Genomic DNA, 18,971 nt, shown 5'->3' on the forward strand with positions numbered 1-18,971 from the left:
ACCTGATGTTCGACACGGTACTTGTGGCCAACCGGGGAGAGATCGCCGTCCGGGTCATCCGCACGCTCCGCTCGCTCGGCGTGCGCTCGGTGGCTGTCTTCTCCGACGCCGACGCCGACGCCCGGCATGTGCGCGAGGCGGACACGGCGGTACGGATCGGTCCGGCGCCGGCCGCCGAGAGCTATCTGTCGGCCGACCGGCTCCTCGATGCCGCCGCGCGGACGGGAGCGCAGGCGGTGCACCCCGGGTACGGGTTCCTCGCGGAGAACGCCTCCTTCGCGCAGGCCTGCGCGAATGCCGGGCTGGTCTTCATCGGGCCGCCCTCGGACGCGATCGCGCTGATGGGCGACAAGATCCGCGCCAAGGAGACCGTGCAGGCGGCCGGTGTCCCGGTGGTCCCGGGCTCGTCCGGCAGCGGGCTCACGGACGCGGAACTGGCCGACGCCGCCCGGGAGATCGGAATGCCGGTACTGCTGAAGCCCAGCGCGGGCGGGGGCGGCAAGGGCATGCGGCTGGTGCGGGACTCCTCGACACTGGCCGACGAGATCGCCGCCGCCCGGCGCGAGGCCCGCGCCTCCTTCGGCGACGACACCCTCCTCGTCGAGCGGTGGATCGACCGCCCCCGGCACATCGAGATCCAGGTCCTGGCGGACGCCCACGGGCACGTGGTCCACCTCGGCGAGCGCGAGTGCTCCCTCCAGCGCCGCCACCAGAAGATCATCGAAGAGGCGCCGAGCGTGTTCCTCGACGCAGGGACCCGCGCCGCGATGGGCGAGGCCGCGGTCCAGGCGGCCCGGTCGTGCGGCTACGAGGGCGCGGGCACGGTGGAGTTCATCGTGCCGGGCAGCGACCCGTCCTCGTACTTCTTCATGGAGATGAACACCCGCCTCCAGGTGGAACACCCGGTCACCGAACTGGTCACGGGCCTCGACCTGGTGGAGTGGCAGCTGCGGGTGGCGGCGGGCGAGCAACTGCCGTACGGGCAGGCGGACATCAAGCTCACGGGGCACGCGGTGGAGGCCCGGGTGTGTGCCGAGGACCCCGCGCGCGGATTCCTCCCCTCCGGCGGCACGGTGCTGGCGCTGCACGAACCTCAGGGCGACGGCGTACGCACCGACTCGGGGCTGAGCGAGGGCAGCGAGGTCGGTTCCCTCTACGACCCGATGCTGTCCAAGGTCATCGCGTACGGGCCGGATCGCGCGACCGCGCTCCGCAAGCTCCGGGCGGCGCTGGCGGAGACGGTGACGCTGGGGGTGCAGACGAACGCGGGGTTCCTGCGGCGGCTGCTCGCCCACCCCGCGGTGGTGGCCGGTGAGCTGGACACGGGACTGGTGGAGCGGGAGGCGGATTCGCTGATCCCGTCGGAGGTGCCGGAGGAGGTGTACGCGGCGGCGGCTGCCGTACGCCTCGACGCCCTCACGCCTCGCACGAGCGGCTGGACCGACCCCTTCTCGGTACCGAGCGGCTGGCGGCTGGGGGGCGAACCCAAGCCGGTGGGATTCCATCTGCGCGTGCTCGACCCCGTGGAGTACGTTCCGCGCGGCACGCACACCGTCACCCCCGACCAGGTGTCGGTGGTCCTGGACGGCGTACGCCACACCTTCCACCGCGCCGGCGACTGGCTGGGCCGTGACGGCGACGCCTGGCAGGTCCGCGACCACGACCCCGTGGCCGCGTCCCTCACCGGCGCCGCACACGCCGGTGCCGAGTCGCTCACCGCTCCCATGCCCGGGACGGTGACCGTGGTGAAGGTCGCCGTCGGCGATGAAGTGGTCGCCGGGCAGAGCCTGTTGGTAGTCGAGGCGATGAAGATGGAGCACGTCATCTCCGCGCCGCACGCCGGAACCGTGAGCGAGCTGGACGTCACGCCGGGCACGACGGTCGCCATGGACCAGGTCTTGGCGGTCATCACGCCGGCCGAGCCCTTGGCGGAGCCTTTGACCGAACCTTTGACGGAGCCTTTGGCAGAGGAGGCGACGGCATGAGCACCCCCGAACTCGGCCTCCCCATGGTCGTACCGGCCCAGGGTCTTCCCGCGCAGGTGCGGATCCACGAGGTCGGCGCGCGCGACGGCCTTCAGAACGAGGACACCACGGTCCCGACGGAGATCAAGGCGGAGTTCATCCGGCGCCTGGCCGACGCGGGCCTCACCACCATCGAGGCCACCAGCTTCGTACACCCGAAGTGGGTGCCCCAACTCGCGGACGCGGAGGACCTGTTCCCCCTCGTACGGGACCTGCCGGGCGTCCACCTCCCCGTACTCGTACCGAACGGACGCGGTCTCGACCGGGCCCTCGCCCTGGGCGCCACCCGCGTGGCCGTCTTCGCCAGCGCCACGGAGTCCTTCGCGACGGCCAACCTCAACAGGACGGTCGACGAGGCGCTGGCCATGTTCGAGCCGGTGGTGACCCGCGCGCGGCAGGAGAGGCTGCACGTCCGCGGCTATCTCTCCATGTGCTTCGGCGACCCCTGGGAGGGCGCCGTCCCCATCCACCAGGTGGTCCGCGTCTGCAAGACGCTGCTCGACATGGGCTGCGACGAACTGAGCCTCGGCGACACCATCGGCGTGGCGACGCCGGGTCATGTGCAGAACCTGCTCGCCGAACTCAACGAGGAGGGCGTGCCGACCAGTTCGATCGGCGTGCACTTCCACGACACGTACGGCCAGGCGCTCGCCAACACCCTGGCCGCGATCCAGCACGGCGTCACGACCGTCGACGCCTCGGCGGGCGGCCTCGGCGGCTGCCCGTACGCCAAGTCCGCCACCGGGAACCTCGCCACCGAAGACCTCGTGTGGATGCTCCAGGGCCTCGGCATCGACACCGGAGTAGATCTCGGCCGTCTCACCGCCACCAGCGTGTGGATGGCCGGCCAATTGGGCCGACCCAGCCCGTCCCGCACTGTCCGTGCCCTCTCCCACCAGGAGTGATCCCCATGTCCCTGGACCACCGCCTCTCCCCCGAACTCGAAGAACTCCGCCGTACGGTCGAGGAGTTCGCCCACGATGTCGTCGCGCCGAAGATCGGTGACTTCTACGAGCGGCACGAGTTCCCGTACGAGATCGTGCGCGAGATGGGCCGCATGGGTCTGTTCGGACTGCCGTTCCCGGAGGAGTACGGAGGCATGGGCGGCGACTATCTGGCCCTCGGTATCGCGCTGGAGGAACTGGCCCGCGTCGACTCCTCCGTGGCCATCACTCTGGAGGCGGGCGTCTCACTCGGCGCCATGCCGATCCACCTCTTCGGCACCGAGGCCCAGAAGGCGCAGTGGCTCCCCCGCCTCTGCTCGGGCGAGATCCTCGGCGCCTTCGGCCTGACCGAGCCGGACGGCGGCTCGGACGCGGGTGCGACGCGTACGACGGCCCGTCTCGACCCGGACACGGACGAGTGGGTGATCAACGGCACCAAGTGCTTCATCACCAACTCGGGCACGGACATCACGGGCCTGGTGACCGTCACCGCGGTCACGGGCCGCAAGCCCGACGGCAAGCCGCGCATCTCCGCGATCATCGTCCCGTCCGGCACCCCGGGCTTCACCGTCGCGGCCCCGTACTCGAAGGTCGGCTGGAACGCCTCGGACACCCGCGAGCTCTCCTTCGCCGACGTACGCGTACCCGCCGCCAACCTCCTCGGCGAGGAGGGCCGCGGCTACGCCCAGTTCCTCCGCATCCTGGACGAGGGCCGCATCGCGATCGCGGCGCTGGCCACCGGACTTGCGCAGGGCTGCGTGGACGAGTCGGTGAAGTACGCGAAGGAACGGCACGCGTTCGGCCGGAACATCGGCTCGTACCAAGCCATCCAGTTCAAGATCGCCGACATGGAGATGAAGGCGCACATGGCCCGCGTCGGCTGGCGTGACGCCGCGTCCCGCCTGATCGCCGGAGAGCCCTTCAAGAAGGAGGCGGCGATCGCCAAGCTCTACTCCTCCACCATCGCCGTCGACAACGCCCGCGACGCCACCCAGATCCACGGCGGCTACGGCTTCATGAACGAGTACCCGGTGGCCCGCATGTGGCGCGACTCCAAGATCCTGGAGATCGGAGAGGGGACGAGCGAGGTGCAGCGGATGCTGATCGCGCGGGAGTTGGGGGTGGGGGGCTGAGCCTGGAGGTGCAGCGGGGGGGTCGGGCGACGCGGATAGGGTCGTGGAACAGGTGATCCGTGGGGGCGCCGGATGAGACACGGGGGCACGGCTGATGCCGACTACACCTGAGCAGATCTGGGCGGCGGCCGATCTGCCCGCGCGTCGGCTGGCCGGAGTGGCTCTCAATCCGTCCGCTCCGGATGACATCCTGCTGCGGCTGCTCGCCGACGGTCCGGCGGCGGTACGGATGGTGCTGTGCCGGGATCGGATCCTGCCCGATGCGGTCGTCGACGCGGTGATCGAGCACCCCGACAATTACACCCGCAGCTTCTTCGCCCGCAATCCCCACGTCGACCCGGCCCAGCGGGTACGGCTGCTGCACGACCCGCACTGGTTCGTACGCGCCCACCTGGTGGAGGGACCCCGGCTGCCTTTCCACGCCCGACCAAGGCCACTGCCCGACGAGGCCATCGTTCACATGATCACCGCGTACGAGGCCGAACACCTGGGGGGCCTCGGCTTCTACCAGCAGATGTCCATCGGGCTGCTCCGGTCCATGCCCACGCATCCGGTCGCGGAGGTCCGCCGTTGGGGGGTGGGCAATTGGAGGCAACTGCCCGCCGACACGCGGGCCGCACTGCTGGCGGACCCCGACGACGAGGTCCGGAAGAGGGCACAAAGGTGCGTACAAGAAGAGGATCCGACATGGGTGGAGAGCGAGCTGCCCGCCCACTCCTGCCACGCGCGCACCGACATGCTGCTCCACCAGGCCCTCAGCAGAGGGGTCGTGGACAGCGTCCTCACCGCTCCGGCCGGTCCGGAGGACAAGGCGATGATCGCCCAGAACCCCAGCCTCCCCGCCGACGTGGTGACCCTCCTGGCCGCCGACCCGGACCCGGAGGTACGGGGGACGATCGCGCGCCGCGCGGACCTCGGCCCCGCCGAACTCCGCACACTGGTCGCCGATCCGGACCCGGACGTGCGTCGAAGGGTCGCGTGCCACGCCGACCTCGCACCCGCCGAACTCCGCGCGCTGGGCACGGATCCCGACCCGAAGGTGCGACTGGCGGTGTCCGTACACCCCGCGCTGAGCGAGGACGAACGGGCCCGGATCGCCTACGAGGTCCCCCTGGACCAGGACTTCGTCCACCACATCGCGCTCTGGACATCCGACGACCCCGAAACCGTCCGCCGATACGCATGCTCCGACCACCCGCTGCTCCGCCGTAGAGCGGCCATCGACCGTGAGCTGCCGACGGACCTCCTGGAGCGCCTGTCCACCGACGACGACCTCGGCGTACGTGTCCTGCTGGCCCAGAACCACCCGGACGCCCCGGCGGCACTCCTCCTGCGCAGCTTCCTGGAGTACACCGGCCGCGAACGCCAACACCTCACCACCCGGCCGAACTTCCCCACCGCCGGCCTGGCCGCCTTCGCCGACGACGAGGATCCCGAGATCCGCGCGCTGACCGCACGCGACCCCGAGACGGAGTCAGCAACCGTGGACCGTCTCACCCACGACCGGGACCCCGCCGTACGAGCCGCCCTGGCCCGCCACCCGAATCTCCCGCAGCACCGGTTGGCGGAATTCCTCGACGACCACGAACTGGCCCATGCAGCCGCTGCGAACCCGGCGTTGGATTCGGTAGTGATGCGTGGGCTGGTCGACGGACGGCCGGACGGCGCGACCGTCCACGGTGTAGGCCCCACATGATCACCGTGCCGCCTGCGGCCGGCCGCTCCACGACGGAGTGCAGCTCACGGCACATGCTGGCGAGGTCGAACCCGCCCTCAAAACCCACCAGGGGTGTCATCGGGTTCGTCGTACTCCTCGGCCAGACGAAGCCCAAGGTCGGACTCCCACTCCTGCGCCCAATGCCGCAGCTCCGTGATTTCCTCCGGCGCCAGCCCATAGGCGGCGAACTCTTCGTCGCTCACCCAGACAACACTCTCCAGCCGATCACGCAGCTCCCCGAGGTCGAACTCCGCGTCGCCGCGAAACCCCAACTGCTCAAGCTCCGCCACGGAGTAGTACTGACAGGCCGCACGCACATCGATAACGTCTCGGGGCAGGCCCCGGTCCCCCAGCGCCCGCACCTTCATGGACACCAGGTCTTCAAGAGCGACCACCGGGCCGACGTCCATGGAGACGGGCCGCTGGGACAGCGCCTCCTTGAGCAAGTCGACCTCGCAGGCCTCCCGGCTGCTGGGATCGGTAACCAGCAATCGCGCCTTCAGGGGCCTGGTGTCGACGACGGAGACAGCCCAGCCCTTGTCCCGCAGGCCCTCCGCCAGCCTCAGCGCGATGTCCACCAGCGACGCCGGGTGCTGGGTCGCGAAGTCCAGATCCTGGCTCGGTCGACTGACAAGGCCGTGCGCCTGGACGGCGTAACCGCCGGCCAGGGCCAGGTCATAGGCATCGCCCGCGCTCAGAGCGTCCCTCAGCAGCCGGCGGTGGAGTTCAGGCAGCCTCATGCGGCAGCAGAAGGCAGGAGCTCGGGGAATGCTTCCTCCCACGTCCTCCGCACGCCACGCCCGAGCATCTTGCGCAGGATGGGCCAGTGGCGCACGAGCAGTTCCCCGTCGAGATACTGGACGAAGTCGTACCGCGAACCGTTGTTGAGGACGATCCGATACATCCCCAGCAACAACTTCACGTCCCCGATGTCGAAGACCCGCAGCCCCGACCACGCCAGATGCAGCGGCAGCTCGACCTGCCCGGACGTCGGGCCGACGAGCTCGTCGAGCGTCGTCGGCAGCCGCTCCGCGCCGTAACCCCACTGGGATGGGGTCCCACTGCGTTCATCTCCGTGCTCGGCCACGACAGCAGTATGCCGTCCCCGAGGTTGCGCCCGCATGTGTGCGGCGATCACGCGATGCCCCGGACGGCATGGGCAGCGTGCGGCCCAAGCTCGCACCACAGCAGCTTCCCGCCCCGCCCGAAGAGATCGTCCCCGAGCGGGTAGCCGCCCCACGCGTCCGCGTAGTGGCATACGAGGAACAGTCCGCGTCCGCCATCCGCCTCGGCCGGGACGGGCTGGAGCGGACCGGGGCTCTTGCCGAAGGGCGGCGGAATGTGCGGATTCGCGTCCCAGACGCTCACGCGGAGGCGGGTGCCGCCGAGGGCGCGGAGGTGGAGGGTCGCGGGGCCGGTGGAGTGCCGGCAGGCGTTGGTGACGAGCTCGGAGGTCAGCAGCTCGGCGGTGTCGGTCAGTTCAGTCATCCCGTGTCCGGTCAGGACGGCCCGGAGGGTGGTGCGGGCGATCCGCGGGGCCGGCGGATCGTTCGGCAACTGGAGCGCGTACGCCCAAGATGCGGACGCTTCGGACTTCGACGGGGATACGGTGACCATGAACGCCTCCTGCGGTGGCGGGACTTGGGTTCGCTCTACGGGCCTGGCTGGGCGGTGGCATGTCGCGTGCGTACGTGTGGGCAGCGCGGGGCGCTTCCGGCTTACCGGCGGGGCCAGTTGAGCGGCTCGGGACTCACCGTAGACCGGTTCATGGACTACATTCCATGAACTGAGGGGAATGCAGCCCTTATTACCTTCGTGTGGGTGACCCACACGCCGTATGTACGAACGGGAAGTCGCCGCTCATGCCGCAGCCAAGCCCTCTCCCCACCGCCCGACGCCGTCGCCTGGGTGTCGAACTGCGGAGGCTGCGCGAGCGCGCGGACCTGTCCGCCACACAGGCCGCCGCGCTGATGGGTGCCACGCAGTCACGCGTGAGCAACATCGAGGCCGGGCGCTACGGAGTCAGCGGCGAGCGCGTGCGCACGCTGGCACGGCACTACGACTGCACGGACGAGCCGCTGATCGACACCCTCGCGGCGATGACGGGCGAGCGTCGTCGCGGCTGGTGGGAGGAGTACCGCGAGATCCTCTCGCCCCGCATGCTGGACCTCACCGAGGTGGAACATCACGCCACCGCCGTACGCGTGGCACACGTGATCAACATCCCTGGTCTGCTGCAGACGACGGATCACGCCCGCGCCCTGTTCGCCCACACCGTGCCACCGCTGAAGCCCCACGAGATCGAGCACCGCGTCTCGCACCGCATCAAGCGCCAGGCGATCCTGCACCGCGAACAGCCCCCGCCATACACGGCGATCATCCACGAGGCTGCCCTGCGCATGCGATTCGGCGACCGCAAGACAGCCAGGGCCCAGCTCGACCACCTCAACGAGATGAGCGAACTCGACGACGTCACCATCGCCGTGATCCCCTTCGACAGCGGCCCGTTCCACACCTCCGGGCAGGGCATCGACTACTTCCACGGACCGGTCCACCAGCTCGACACCGTCCAGCTCGACACAGACCACGGCGCTGAACTCATCGACTCCCCAGCCCAGTTGGAGCGCTACCACCTCGTCCTGGACCGCATGCGGCAAACCGCACTCCCTCCAGCCAAATCCCGCGACTTCATCACCCAGCTCGCCCGCGACCTCTGAGGAAGCCCAAGATGCCTGAACTGCAGTGGCAGAAGTCCACCCACAGCCAGGAGGCCTCCGCCTGCGTGTATGTGGCCGTCTCCCCCGCCGGAACGATCCTCCTCCGCGAGAGCGACGAACCGGGCATCGTCCTAACCACCGGCCGACCCCAGCTCAACGCCCTGATAGCAATCCTGGAATCCAGGAACTGAGCCGCTCCTCAGAACACGGGGGCTTCGCTGGTCTTCGAGGTGAACCGACGCTCAGCGATCACGGGTCGGCACTTGCGCGGGGAGGCGGCATCGTCTTGGTGGCGCCGAGGCCGAGCAGTCTGGTCACCTCGTCCTCGATGCTGCCGTCGATCGGGCTGACGTCGAGGTGAAGCCGGTTCTTCACAGCCTTGCCCTCGGGCACCTGGATGAACAGCAGGGTGGGCGGCATCTGGCGGGCCCGAACATCCTCGACGGTCGGCACCCAGGAGCCGACTGGGCGTTGGCGCCACAACCGGGTCAAGTCTGTCTGATGTCGCTGGCCGACACCACGGGGCGGTCCACCTTCGAAGACGCTTTGGAGTCGAGCCACGGGCCGACACTCACCCTCCTCTTGGAGTGCCAGCCGGCGTCACCAAGAGCCCGCAGCAAATCTGGGCACATCAAGGCGAACCCGATCACCGCGCTGCGTGTCCCTGCTCGTCAGTGCGCCCGCGCCCCTCGGTGAACTCGTGGACCAGTTGGATCTCGCCGACGATATGGGCGTTGAACTCGTCGAGTTCCTCGGCTGGAACCCACAGTTCGAGGATCGTCCGTCCGCCGGCCTGCTGGATGGGATACCGGGCGAGGAACTCCGACTCGACCTCGAAGCGCGTGACGAAGCCGGCGCCATCGTGCTTGACGTTCCAGTCCCTCGCGATCCTGACCGCGTAGTCCTCGTTGAGGACCGGATAGAAGATCGGCTGCTCGGGGAGGCGGGGCGGCCAGGCACGCCAGTTCAGTTCCCGGACAAGGTCCAGCTCCTTGGGGCCGGTCGGGCGCCACAGGGTCGTGGTTGCTTGCTGTCCGGTCACAGGCTCGCTCTCTGAGGTCCCTCTGTTCGGGTCACTGAGCACGAGGTTATGGGACGCCCCAAGAGCGACGGGCACCGGCGGAATGAATCCGCCGGGGCCCGCAGCCCAGGTGCCAACGACCGAACCCGGTGACCGATCCCGGGGACTGGCCCCCGTGACCGAACCCGGTGACTGGCCCCGGCGACCGGCCCCCGGCTCAGTCCGTCCCCGACTCCATAGCCGCCCGATCCAGCAACCGCTCCTCATCGGGAGCCTCGCCACGCGAGGCGATCGCCTCCGCGCCGCCCTCGTCCATGGCGCCGATCAGGCCGGTCGCGGCAGCCTGCGCGGCGCCGATCGGTGTGGGGTGGGCGGTGCCGACCAGGCCGAGGCTCACGTACTGTTCGAGCCGCGCGCGCGAGTCCGCGATGTCCAGGTTGCGCATGGTGAGCTGGCCGATGCGGTCCACCGGGCCGAACGCCGAGTCCTCGGTGCGCTCCATGGAGAGCTTGTCCGGGTGGTAGCTGAGGGCCGGGCCCTTGGTGTCGAGGACCGAGTAGTCCTCACCGCGCCGCAGCCGCACGGTCACCTCGCCGGTGATCGCCGCGCCGACCCAGCGCTGCAGCGACTCACGCACCATCAGCGCCTGCGGGTCCAGCCAGCGGCCCTCGTAGAGCAGCCGGCCGAGCTGCCGGCCCTGGTTGTGGTACGCGGCCACGGTGTCCTCGTTGTGGATCGCGTTGACGAGACGCTCGTAGACGATGTGCAGCAGCGCCATGCCGGGCGCCTCGTAGATACCGCGGCTCTTGGCCTCGATGATCCGGTTCTCGATCTGGTCGGACATGCCCAGACCGTGCCGGCCGCCGATCGCGTTGGCCTCCATGACGAGGTCGACCGGAGAGGCGAACTCCTTGCCGTTGATGGTGACCGGGCGACCCTGGTCGAAGCCGACCGTCACGTCCTCCGTGGCGATCTCCACCGACGGGTCCCAGAACCGCACGCCCATGATCGGGTCGACCGTCTCGATGCCGGTGTCGAGGTGCTCCAGGGTCTTGGCCTCGTGCGTGGCGCCCCAGATGTTGGCGTCCGTGGAGTACGCCTTCTCCGTCGAGTCCCGGTAGGGCAGCTCGTGCGCGAGCAGCCACTCCGACATCTCCTTGCGGCCGCCGAGTTCCGTGACGAAGTCCGCGTCCAGCCAGGGCTTGTAGATCCGCAGGTGCGGGTTGGCGAGCAGCCCGTACCGGTAGAACCGCTCGATGTCGTTGCCCTTGAACGTGGAGCCGTCGCCCCAGATCTGCACCCCGTCCTCGAGCATGGCCCGCACCAGCAGCGTGCCCGTCACCGCACGCCCCAGCGGAGTGGTGTTGAAGTACGGGCGTCCGCCCGACCTGACGTGGAAGGCGCCGCAGGCGAGCGCCGCAAGACCTTCCTCGACCAGCGCGGCACGGCAGTCGACGAGCCTGGCGATATCGGCGCCGTACGCGAAGGCACGGTCGGGCACGGACGCGATGTCGGGCTCGTCGTACTGGCCGATGTCGGCGGTGTACGTGCACGGCACGGCGCCCTTGTCGCGCATCCAGGCGACGGCGACCGAGGTGTCGAGCCCGCCGGAGAAGGCAATGCCGACACGCTCGCCGGTGGGGAGGGAGGTGAGAACCTTGGACATGGCAAGATTATGCAATAGAACGCATGATCATGCAAGGCCGAGCCGTGAGTGCCTGCCAGCGGACAACGAGTGAAGAGTGAACACGCGCGGGACGAACGAGAGTTGGGGCGTCACGCCCGGCCGACTCCTTGACGCCGGACACGCGCGTCCGCGGCACACGGACACGCGCGCACCCTCACGGGCAACTCACAGGTCACGGGGGGGAAGCCCCACCCCCTGGACACCTTATGAGGTTAGGCTAACCTACCTTCGAACCTGTCAGGCGGGCGCTCCCGCCCCGTGCCGAAAGCAGCCACACATGTCCAACGCCCGTGCCAACCACCTCACCCGTCGCGGCATCCTCGCCGCCGGGGGCGCCCTCGGCCTCGGTGCCGTTCTCGCCGCCTGCGGAGACGACGACTCGACCAGCAGTGGCTCGGCGGACGAGACGAAGGCTGCGGCGTCGGCCGGTCCCTGGACGTTCAAGGACGACCGCGGCACGACGGTGAAGCTGGACAAGATACCGGCGAACATCGTCGCGTTCACCGGCGCGGCCGCCGCCCTGTTCGACTACGGCATCGAGGTCAAGGGCGTCTTCGGCCCGACCAAGACCGCGGACGGCAAGGCCGACGTCCAGGCCGGCGACATCGACATCAGCAAGGTGACGATCCTCGGCAACGAGTGGGGCCAGTTCAACATCGAGAAGTACGCGGCTCTCGCCCCCGACGTACTGATCTCCACGATGTTCGACGGCGCGGGCACCCTCTGGTACGTCCCCGAGGAGTCCAAGGACAAGATCCTCAAGCTCGCCCCGAGCGTCGGCATCTCCGTATACGACCGCCAGCTGCCCGTGTCCCTTGAGCGCATGTACGCGCTCGCCGAGTCGCTCGGCGCCGATGTGAAAGCCGCCAAGGTCGTCGACGCGAAGAAGAAGTTCGAGACGGCCGCCGAGCGACTGCGCGCCGCCGCCAAGGCGCACCCCGACATCAAGGTGCTCGCCGGTTCCGCGAGCCAGGACATCTTCTACGTCTCCGGCTCGAACCTCTCCATCGACCTGGAGTACTTCAAGGCGCTCGGCGTGAACATCGTCGAGCCGGACCCCAAGGTCCTCAAGGCCAGCGGCGGCTGGTTCGAGAGCCTGAGCTGGGAGAACGTCGACAAGTACCCGGCGGACATCATCATGATGGACGACCGCTCCGCGACCATCCAGCCGGCCGACATCACCGAGGCGACCTGGAAGAAGCTGCCCGCCGTCAAGGCCGGCCAGGTCATCCCCCGCTCCGCCGAGCCGATCGTGTCGTACGACAAGTGCACCCCGATCCTCGACAACCTCGCCAAGGCCATCGAGACCGCCAAGAAGGTCGCCTGACCCTCCCCGGACCGCGACAGCGGCAGCGACCAAGCCACACCGACAGCCACAGCGCACCCTGACCGCACCTCAGGAGCCCCCATGCCGACGGCCGTAGCCGCCCCGTTCCGTTTCTTCTCTCTCCAGGTCGTACGGACGAGACGGCTCGGCCCGTCGCTGGCCCGGGTGACCTTCGCGGGCCCGGACCTGAGCGCGTTCGCCTCCGGCGGCCAGGACCAGAGCCTCTCCCTCTTCCTGCCGCACCCCGGCCAGTCCGAGCCCCGCGTCCCGATCGAGCTGGGCTGGGGGTCCCCCCGCTCGAGCGAAGCCGAGAGTGGGGGAGGCTGGTGGCAGGGCTGGCGCGAACTCCCGGACGACGTACGGGCGGTGATGCGCTCGTACACGCTGCGGGCGCTGCGACGCGACCCCGACGAGATCGACATCGACTTCGTGCTGCACGGCGTGGAACCCGGGGCCGCGACACCCGCGGGCCCCGCCTCCCGCTGGGCGTACGAAGCGGCCCCCGGGGACCGCGTCCTGCTGCTCGGTCCGGCGATCGAGGACAACAGGGCGATCCGCTTCCGGCCGCCCGAGGACACCGACCTGGTGGTCATCTGGGCCGACGAGACCGCCGTGCCCGCCGCCTCCGCCATCCTCGAAGCGCTCCCGGCCGGCACTCGCGCCCAGGCCTGGCTGGAGGTCGAGCACGTCGCCGACGTCCAGGACCTGGTGACGGCGGCCGACGCGGACATCAACTGGCTCGTACGCGACCACGTCCCCCACCGCCCTAAGGGCATGGGAGGTGCCCCCACCCCCATGGCCGTCGACGCCGTGCGAGCCGCCCAACTCCCGCCCGCCGAACGGCCGTACGTCTGGATCGCGGGCGAGTCCGGCCAGGTGAAGGAGTTGCGGCGCCATCTCGTGCGCGAGCGCGGGATCGACCGCAGACGGATCACCTTCGTCGGCTACTGGCGCCGCGGGCTGACCGAGGAGCAACTGCGCGAGCAGGAGTAACCCTCGCCCCTCAGCCACTGCCCTCCCGGGAGCAACCCGCGGTCCCTGACCGGGAGCAACCCGCGGCCCTCAGCCACTCCCGGCCCGGGAGCAACCCGCGGCCTCAGCGCAGGCCCGGCAGCAACCCACAGCCCCGGACGAGGCGTTCGTCACCTATGGGACAGAAAGACGTCACCGGGACGGGGTGACACGATCGATTTAGGTTAGGCTAACCTAAGTTGAAGACGTGATTCCGCCCCTCATGTCCCGCCCGGACACTCCCCGCACGGAGGACCCCCACATGCGCTCGCACCTGCTCAACGACACGACCGCGGAGCGGTACCGCCGCTCCGCGACCGAAGGTATAGAGCGGGTGGCGGCCAAACTCGCCACCACCGACCGTCCGTTCACCGGCGTCACGGTCGACGCCCTCGCCCCCCGTATCGAGCAGATCGACCTGGACCGCCCGCTGCACGACACCACCGCGGCCCTCGACGAACTCGAAGAGGTCTACCTCCGGGACGCGATCTACTTCCACCACCCGCGCTACCTCGCGCACCTCAACTGCCCGGTCGTCATCCCGGCCGTGGTCGGCGAGGCGGTCCTCTCGGCCGTCAACTCCTCCCTGGACACCTGGGACCAGTCGGCCGGCGGCACCCTCATCGAGCGCAGGCTCATCGACTGGACCAATGAACGCATCGGCCTCGGCCCGGCCGCCGACGGCGTGTTCACCTCCGGCGGCTCGCAGTCCAACCTCCAGGCGCTGTTGCTCGCTCGCGAGGAAGCCAAGTCCGACAGCCTCGCCAAACTGCGCATCTTCGCCTCCGAGGTCAGCCACTTCAGCGTCAAGAAGTCGGCCAAACTCCTCGGCCTGAGCGCGGACTCCGTCGTCTCGATCCCCGTCGACCACGACAAGCGCATGCAGACGGTCGCGCTCGCCCACGAACTGGAACGCTGCAAGCGCGACGGCCTCGTCCCGATGGCCGTCGTCGCCACCGCCGGCACCACCGACTTCGGCTCCATCGACCCGCTGCCCGAAATCGCCGAGCTGTGCTCCCAGTTCGGTGCCTGGATGCACGTCGACGCCGCCTACGGCTGCGGACTGCTCGCCTCCCTGAAGAACCGGGACCGCATCGACGGCGTCGAGCGCGCCGACTCCGTCACCGTCGACTACCACAAGTCCTTCTTCCAGCCGGTGAGTTCGTCCGCCGTGCTGGTCCGTGACGCCGCCACGCTGCGCCACGCCACCTATCACGCGGAGTACCTCAACCCGGTCCGCGCGGTGCAGGAACGTATCCCCAACCAGGTGGACAAGTCCCTCCAGACAACCCGGCGCTTCGACGCGCTCAAGCTGTGGATGACGCTCCGGGTGATGGGCGCCGACGGAATCGGCGAACTCTTCGACGAGGTCTGCGACCTGGCCGCCGAGGGCTGGAAACTACTGGCCGCCGACCCGCGCTTCGACGTCGTGGTCGCGCCCTCCCTCTCCACCCTCGTCTTCCGCTACATCCCGGCCGCGGTCACCGATCCCTCCGAGATCGACCACGCCAACCTGTACGCCCGCAAGGCCCTGTTCGCCTCCGGTGACGCCGTCGTCGCGGGTACGAAGGTCGGCGCGCGGCACTACCTGAAGTTCACCCTGCTCAACCCCGAGACCACGACGGACGACATCACCGCCGTACTCGATCTGATCGCCGGCCATGCCGAGCAGTACCTTGGAGAGTCCCTTGACCGCGCTTCCTGAATCCGCGCTTCCTGAATCTGCCGTGAAAACGCACGACTTCATCGGCATCGGGCTGGGCCCCTTCAATCTCGGCCTCGCCTGCCTCACCGAGCCGATCGCCGAACTGGACGGCGTCTTCCTCGACTCCAAGCCGCACTTCGAGTGGCACTCCGGAATGTTCCTGGACGGCGCACACCTCCAGACCCCGTTCATGTCGGACCTGGTCACCCTCGCCGATCCGACCTCCCCGTACTCCTTCCTCAACTACCTGAAGGAATCGGGCCGTCTGTACTCCTTCTACATCCGCGAGAACTTCTACCCGCTCCGGCTCGAATACGACGACTACTGCCGCTGGGCGGCCTCGAAGCTCTCCAGCGTCCGGTTCGACACGACAGTCACCGAGGTGAGCCACGAGGACGAGGTGTACGTCGTCCGCACGCAAGCCGGTGAGGAGTTCCGTGCCCGGCATCTGGTCCTCGGCACGGGTACCCCGCCGTACATCCCCGAGGCCTGCGCCGGACTCGGCGGCGACTTCATCCACAACTCCCGCTATATGCAGCACAAGTCGGAGTTGCAGCGGAAGGAGTCGATCACGCTCGTCGGCAGCGGTCAGTCCGCCGCCGAGATCTACTACGACCTGCTGAGCGAGATCGACGTCCACGGCTACCAGCTCAACTGGGTCACGCGCTCCCCGCGCTTCTTCCCCCTCGAATACACCAAGCTCACGCTGGAGATGACCTCCCCGGAGTACATCGACTACTTCCACGCGTTGCCCGAGCCGACCCGCTACCGCCTCCAGACGGAGCAGAAGGGCCTGTTCAAGGGCATCGACGGCGAGTTGATCGACTCGATCTTCGACCTGCTCTACCAGAAGAAGGTCGGCGGCGGCCCGGTCCCCACCCGGCTGCTCACCAACTCCTCCCTCGAAACGGCGATCTACCGGGACGGGACGTACACCCTCGGTCTGCGCCAGGAGGAGCAGGGCAAGGAGTACGAGCTGAGCTCCCAGGGGCTGATCCTCGCCACCGGCTACAAGTACGCCGAGCCCGAGTTCCTCAAGCCGGTCCACGACCGCCTGTGCTACGACTCGCGGGGCAACTTCGACGTGGCGCGCAACTACGCCATCGACACGACCGGGCGCGGGATCTTCCTCCAGAACGCCGGCGTCCACACGCACTCGATCACCTCGCCGGACCTCGGCATGGGCGCGTACCGCAACGCGTACATCATCCGCGAGCTGCTCGGCACCGAGTACTACCCGGTCGAGAAGACCATCGCGTTCCAGGAGTTCGCCGTATGAGCCCCATGAACCGCATCAGCCGCACAAGTCGTACGAGCCGTATGACCGCCACCGACATCGGCACGTTCACCATCCGCGCCCTCGACCCCTTCAAGGACGCCGAGCTGCTGCACGGCTGGGTCACCCACCCCAAGTCCGCCTTCTGGATGATGCAGGACGCCCGGCTCCAGGACGTGGAGCGGGAGTACATGGCCATCGCGGCCGCCGAGCACCACCACGCGTTCCTCGGCCTGCTGGACGGCAAGCCCGTCTTCCTGATGGAGAGTTACGACCCCCGGTACGTCGAACTCGTCGGCCTGTACGAGCCCGAGCCCGGCGATGTCGGCATGCACTTCCTGGTCGCGCCGACGGACACGCCCGTGCACGGTTTCACCCGGTCCGTGATCACCGCCGTCATGGCGGAGCTGTTCGCCGACCCGGCCACGCACCGCGTCGTCGTCGAACCCGACGTGAGCAACAAGGCGGTGCACGCGCTCAACGAAGCCGTCGGCTTCGTCCCCGAGCGCGAGATCGACAAGCCCGAGAAGCGCGCGCTGCTGAGCTTCTGCACGCGTGAACAGTTCGACGCCGCGATACGACAAGTACGGAGTGTGGCCATATGACCCTGTCCGACGCCGTGGCGCACCTCTCCCCCGAGCGCTGGGACCGCGCCAACCGTCTGCTCGTCCGCAAGGCGCTCGCCGAGTTCGCGCACGAACGGCTGATCACGCCGGAGGCACAGGGCAAGGACCAGTACGCCGTCCACAGCGACGACGGGCTGACCCGCTACCGCTTCACCGCCCGCCTCCGCCCGCTCGACCACTGGCAGGTCGACGCCGAGTCGATCACCCGCCACCGCGACGGCGGTGAACTCCCGCTCGCCGCGCTGGACTTCTTCATCGAGCTGAAGAAGACGCTCGGCCTGAGCGACGAGGTCCTGCCCGTCTACCTGGAGGAGATCTCCTCCACCCTCTCGGGCACCTGCTTCAAGCTCACCAAGCCGCAGATCCCGGTCGCCGAGCTCGCGAGGAGCGGCTTCCAGGAGATCGAGACCGGCATGACCGAGGGCCACCCCTGCTTCGTCGCCAACAACGGTCGGCTCGGCTTCGGGGTGCACGAGTACCTGTCGTACGCGCCCGAGACCGCGAGCCCGGTCCGGCTGGTGTGGCTGGCCGCGCACCGCTCACGGGCCGCGTTCACGGCGGGAGTGGGCATCGAGTACGAGTCGTTCCTGCGTGAGGAGTTGGGCGCTGCGACCGTCGAGCGGTTCGCGAAAACCCTCACCGGGCAGGGCCTCGACGCCGGCGACTACCTCCTCATCCCCGTCCACCCCTGGCAGTGGTGGAACAAGCTGTCGGTGACGTTCGCGGCCGAGGTCGCCCAGCAGCACCTGGTCTGCCTCGGCGAGGGCGACGACGAGTACCTGGCCCAGCAGTCGATCAGGACGTTCTTCAACAAGTCGCACCCCGAGAAGCACTACGTCAAAACGGCGCTCTCGGTCCTCAACATGGGCTTCATGCGCGGGCTTTCGGCCGCGTACATGGAGGCAACGCCGGCGATCAACGACTGGCTCGCCCAACTCATCGAGAACGACGCAGTGTTGAAGTCGACGGGCCTCTCGATCATCCGAGAGCGCGCCGCCGTCGGCTACCGCCACCTGGAGTACGAGGCCGCCACCGACCGCTACTCCCCGTACCGCAAAATGCTCGCCGCCCTGTGGCGCGAGAGCCCGGTGCCCGCACTCCAGGAGGGCGAGACCCTGGCGACCATGGCGGCCCTCGCCCATGTCGACCACGAGGGCAGGTCCTTCGCGGGCGCGCTGATCGAGCGGTCGGGGCTGAACCCCGTGGAGTGGCTGCGCCGCTATCTGCGCGCCTACTTCACCCCGCTGCTGCACAGCTTCTACGCCTACGACCTGGTGTACATGCCGCACGGCGAGAACGTCATCCTGGTCCTCAAGGACGGCGTCGTGCAGCGCGCGATCTACAAGGACATCGCCGAGGAGATCGCCGTCCTGGACCCGCAGGCGGTGCTGCCGCCGGCCGTGGAACGGATCCGCGTCGACGTCCCCGAGGACAAGAAGCTCCTGTCGATCTTCACCGACGTCTTCGACTGCTTCTTCCGCTTCCTCGCGGCGGACCTGGACGCCGAGGGCATCCTCGACGAGGACCTCTTCTGGCGGACGGTCGCCGAGTCGGTGCGCGCCTACCAGGACGCGAATCCCGAACTCGCCGACAAGTTCCGGCAGTACGACATGTTCGCGCCGGAGTTCGCCCTGTCCTGCCTCAACCGCCTCCAGCTGCGCAACAACAAGCAGATGGTGGACCTCGCCGACCCGTCCGGAGCCCTCCAGCTCGTCGGCAACCTGAAGAACCCGATCGCGGGTCTCTAGAACGGGTGGGGCTCAGGAGACAGCGGTCCCCTCCT

17 protein-coding genes and 1 pseudogene are annotated in these 18,971 nt (G+C 68.9%); 12 read left to right on the top strand and 6 right to left on the bottom strand.

What is annotated here, in order from left to right; all coding sequences use genetic code 11:
- Positions 1-5 precede the first annotated feature (5 nt).
- From AB0N66_RS20365 to AB0N66_RS20380, 4 genes are all read left to right on the top strand, one after another.
- A complete protein-coding gene (locus tag AB0N66_RS20365) occupies positions 6-1,985 on the top strand; it encodes an acetyl/propionyl/methylcrotonyl-CoA carboxylase subunit alpha (RefSeq protein WP_365436642.1) in 1,980 nt (659 codons plus the stop codon).
- Positions 1,982-2,929 (top strand): hydroxymethylglutaryl-CoA lyase, encoded by a 948-nt coding sequence (locus AB0N66_RS20370; protein ID WP_365436645.1) that lies wholly within the window; start codon positions 1,982-1,984, stop codon positions 2,927-2,929. Before AB0N66_RS20365 ends, AB0N66_RS20370 begins: the two co-directional genes overlap by 4 nt.
- An 11-nt stretch (positions 2,930-2,940) precedes the next feature.
- On the top strand, positions 2,941-4,101 hold the full coding sequence (locus AB0N66_RS20375; RefSeq protein ID WP_365436828.1) for an acyl-CoA dehydrogenase family protein: 1,161 nt from the start codon (positions 2,941-2,943) through the stop codon (positions 4,099-4,101).
- Between the two features lie 94 nt (positions 4,102-4,195).
- Complete coding sequence (locus AB0N66_RS20380) at positions 4,196-5,797, top strand: hypothetical protein (protein WP_365436648.1); 1,602 nt, start codon at positions 4,196-4,198, stop codon at positions 5,795-5,797.
- A 77-nt stretch (positions 5,798-5,874) separates the two neighbouring features.
- Here AB0N66_RS20380 and AB0N66_RS20385 read toward each other — a convergent pair whose 3' ends face one another.
- From AB0N66_RS20385 to AB0N66_RS20395, 3 genes are read right to left on the bottom strand one after another with little or no spacing between them, the layout of a single operon-like run.
- Positions 5,875-6,558, bottom strand: coding sequence for a nucleotidyl transferase AbiEii/AbiGii toxin family protein (locus AB0N66_RS20385; RefSeq protein WP_365436651.1), 684 nt, complete (start codon positions 6,556-6,558; stop codon positions 5,875-5,877).
- Entirely contained in the window at positions 6,555-6,905 is a 351-nt protein-coding gene (locus tag AB0N66_RS20390; RefSeq protein ID WP_365436654.1) for a hypothetical protein, read from the bottom strand. The genes AB0N66_RS20385 and AB0N66_RS20390 overlap by 4 nt, the downstream gene beginning before the upstream one ends.
- A 47-nt stretch (positions 6,906-6,952) precedes the next feature.
- Positions 6,953-7,435: an ATP-binding protein gene (locus AB0N66_RS20395; protein WP_365436657.1), complete on the bottom strand. Its 483-nt coding sequence runs from the start codon at positions 7,433-7,435 to the stop codon at positions 6,953-6,955.
- Between the two features lie 245 nt (positions 7,436-7,680).
- Between AB0N66_RS20395 and AB0N66_RS20400 the strand changes: the two genes are divergently transcribed.
- Both AB0N66_RS20400 and AB0N66_RS20405 read left to right on the top strand, forming a co-directional pair.
- Positions 7,681-8,535 (top strand): helix-turn-helix transcriptional regulator, encoded by an 855-nt coding sequence (locus AB0N66_RS20400; protein WP_365436660.1) that lies wholly within the window; start codon positions 7,681-7,683, stop codon positions 8,533-8,535.
- A gap of 11 nt (positions 8,536-8,546) precedes the next feature.
- On the top strand, positions 8,547-8,726 hold the full coding sequence (locus AB0N66_RS20405) for a DUF397 domain-containing protein (RefSeq protein WP_365436663.1): 180 nt from the start codon (positions 8,547-8,549) through the stop codon (positions 8,724-8,726).
- Between the two features lie 94 nt (positions 8,727-8,820).
- On the opposite strand, the pseudogene AB0N66_RS20410 reads toward AB0N66_RS20405, so the two are convergent.
- The 3 genes and pseudogenes from AB0N66_RS20410 to argG all read right to left on the bottom strand — a co-directional run.
- A pseudogene (locus tag AB0N66_RS20410) lies at positions 8,821-9,027 on the bottom strand (VOC family protein); the annotation flags it as partial.
- Between the two features lie 154 nt (positions 9,028-9,181).
- A complete protein-coding gene (locus AB0N66_RS20415; protein WP_365436666.1) occupies positions 9,182-9,577 on the bottom strand; it encodes a hypothetical protein in 396 nt (131 codons plus the stop codon).
- A 196-nt stretch (positions 9,578-9,773) separates the two neighbouring features.
- Entirely contained in the window at positions 9,774-11,222 is a 1,449-nt protein-coding gene (argG, locus tag AB0N66_RS20420; RefSeq protein ID WP_365436669.1) for an argininosuccinate synthase, read from the bottom strand.
- Between the two features lie 298 nt (positions 11,223-11,520).
- Between argG and AB0N66_RS20425 the strand changes: the two genes are divergently transcribed.
- From AB0N66_RS20425 to AB0N66_RS20450, 6 genes are all read left to right on the top strand, one after another.
- Complete coding sequence (locus AB0N66_RS20425; RefSeq protein ID WP_365436672.1) at positions 11,521-12,570, top strand: ABC transporter substrate-binding protein; 1,050 nt, start codon at positions 11,521-11,523, stop codon at positions 12,568-12,570.
- Between the two features lie 81 nt (positions 12,571-12,651).
- On the top strand, positions 12,652-13,563 hold the full coding sequence (locus AB0N66_RS20430) for a siderophore-interacting protein (RefSeq protein ID WP_365436675.1): 912 nt from the start codon (positions 12,652-12,654) through the stop codon (positions 13,561-13,563).
- A 280-nt stretch (positions 13,564-13,843) separates the two neighbouring features.
- Entirely contained in the window at positions 13,844-15,286 is a 1,443-nt protein-coding gene (gene desA, locus AB0N66_RS20435) for a lysine decarboxylase DesA (protein WP_365436678.1), read from the top strand.
- Positions 15,243-16,565 carry a lysine N(6)-hydroxylase/L-ornithine N(5)-oxygenase family protein gene (locus tag AB0N66_RS20440; RefSeq protein WP_365436681.1) on the top strand — a complete coding sequence of 441 codons (1,323 nt, stop codon included), beginning with the start codon at positions 15,243-15,245 and terminating at the stop codon, positions 16,563-16,565. The genes desA and AB0N66_RS20440 overlap by 44 nt, the downstream gene beginning before the upstream one ends.
- Before the next feature lie 41 nt (positions 16,566-16,606).
- Positions 16,607-17,167 (top strand): GNAT family N-acetyltransferase, encoded by a 561-nt coding sequence (locus AB0N66_RS20445; RefSeq protein ID WP_365436831.1) that lies wholly within the window; start codon positions 16,607-16,609, stop codon positions 17,165-17,167.
- Positions 17,164-18,936: an IucA/IucC family siderophore biosynthesis protein gene (locus AB0N66_RS20450; protein ID WP_365436684.1), complete on the top strand. Its 1,773-nt coding sequence runs from the start codon at positions 17,164-17,166 to the stop codon at positions 18,934-18,936. Before AB0N66_RS20445 ends, AB0N66_RS20450 begins: the two co-directional genes overlap by 4 nt.
- Positions 18,937-18,971: the final 35 nt, after the last annotated feature.

Origin of the sequence: Streptomyces sp. NPDC093544 (genome assembly GCF_040683495.1) — a bacterium.
Lineage (GTDB): Bacteria > Actinomycetota > Actinomycetes > Streptomycetales > Streptomycetaceae > Streptomyces.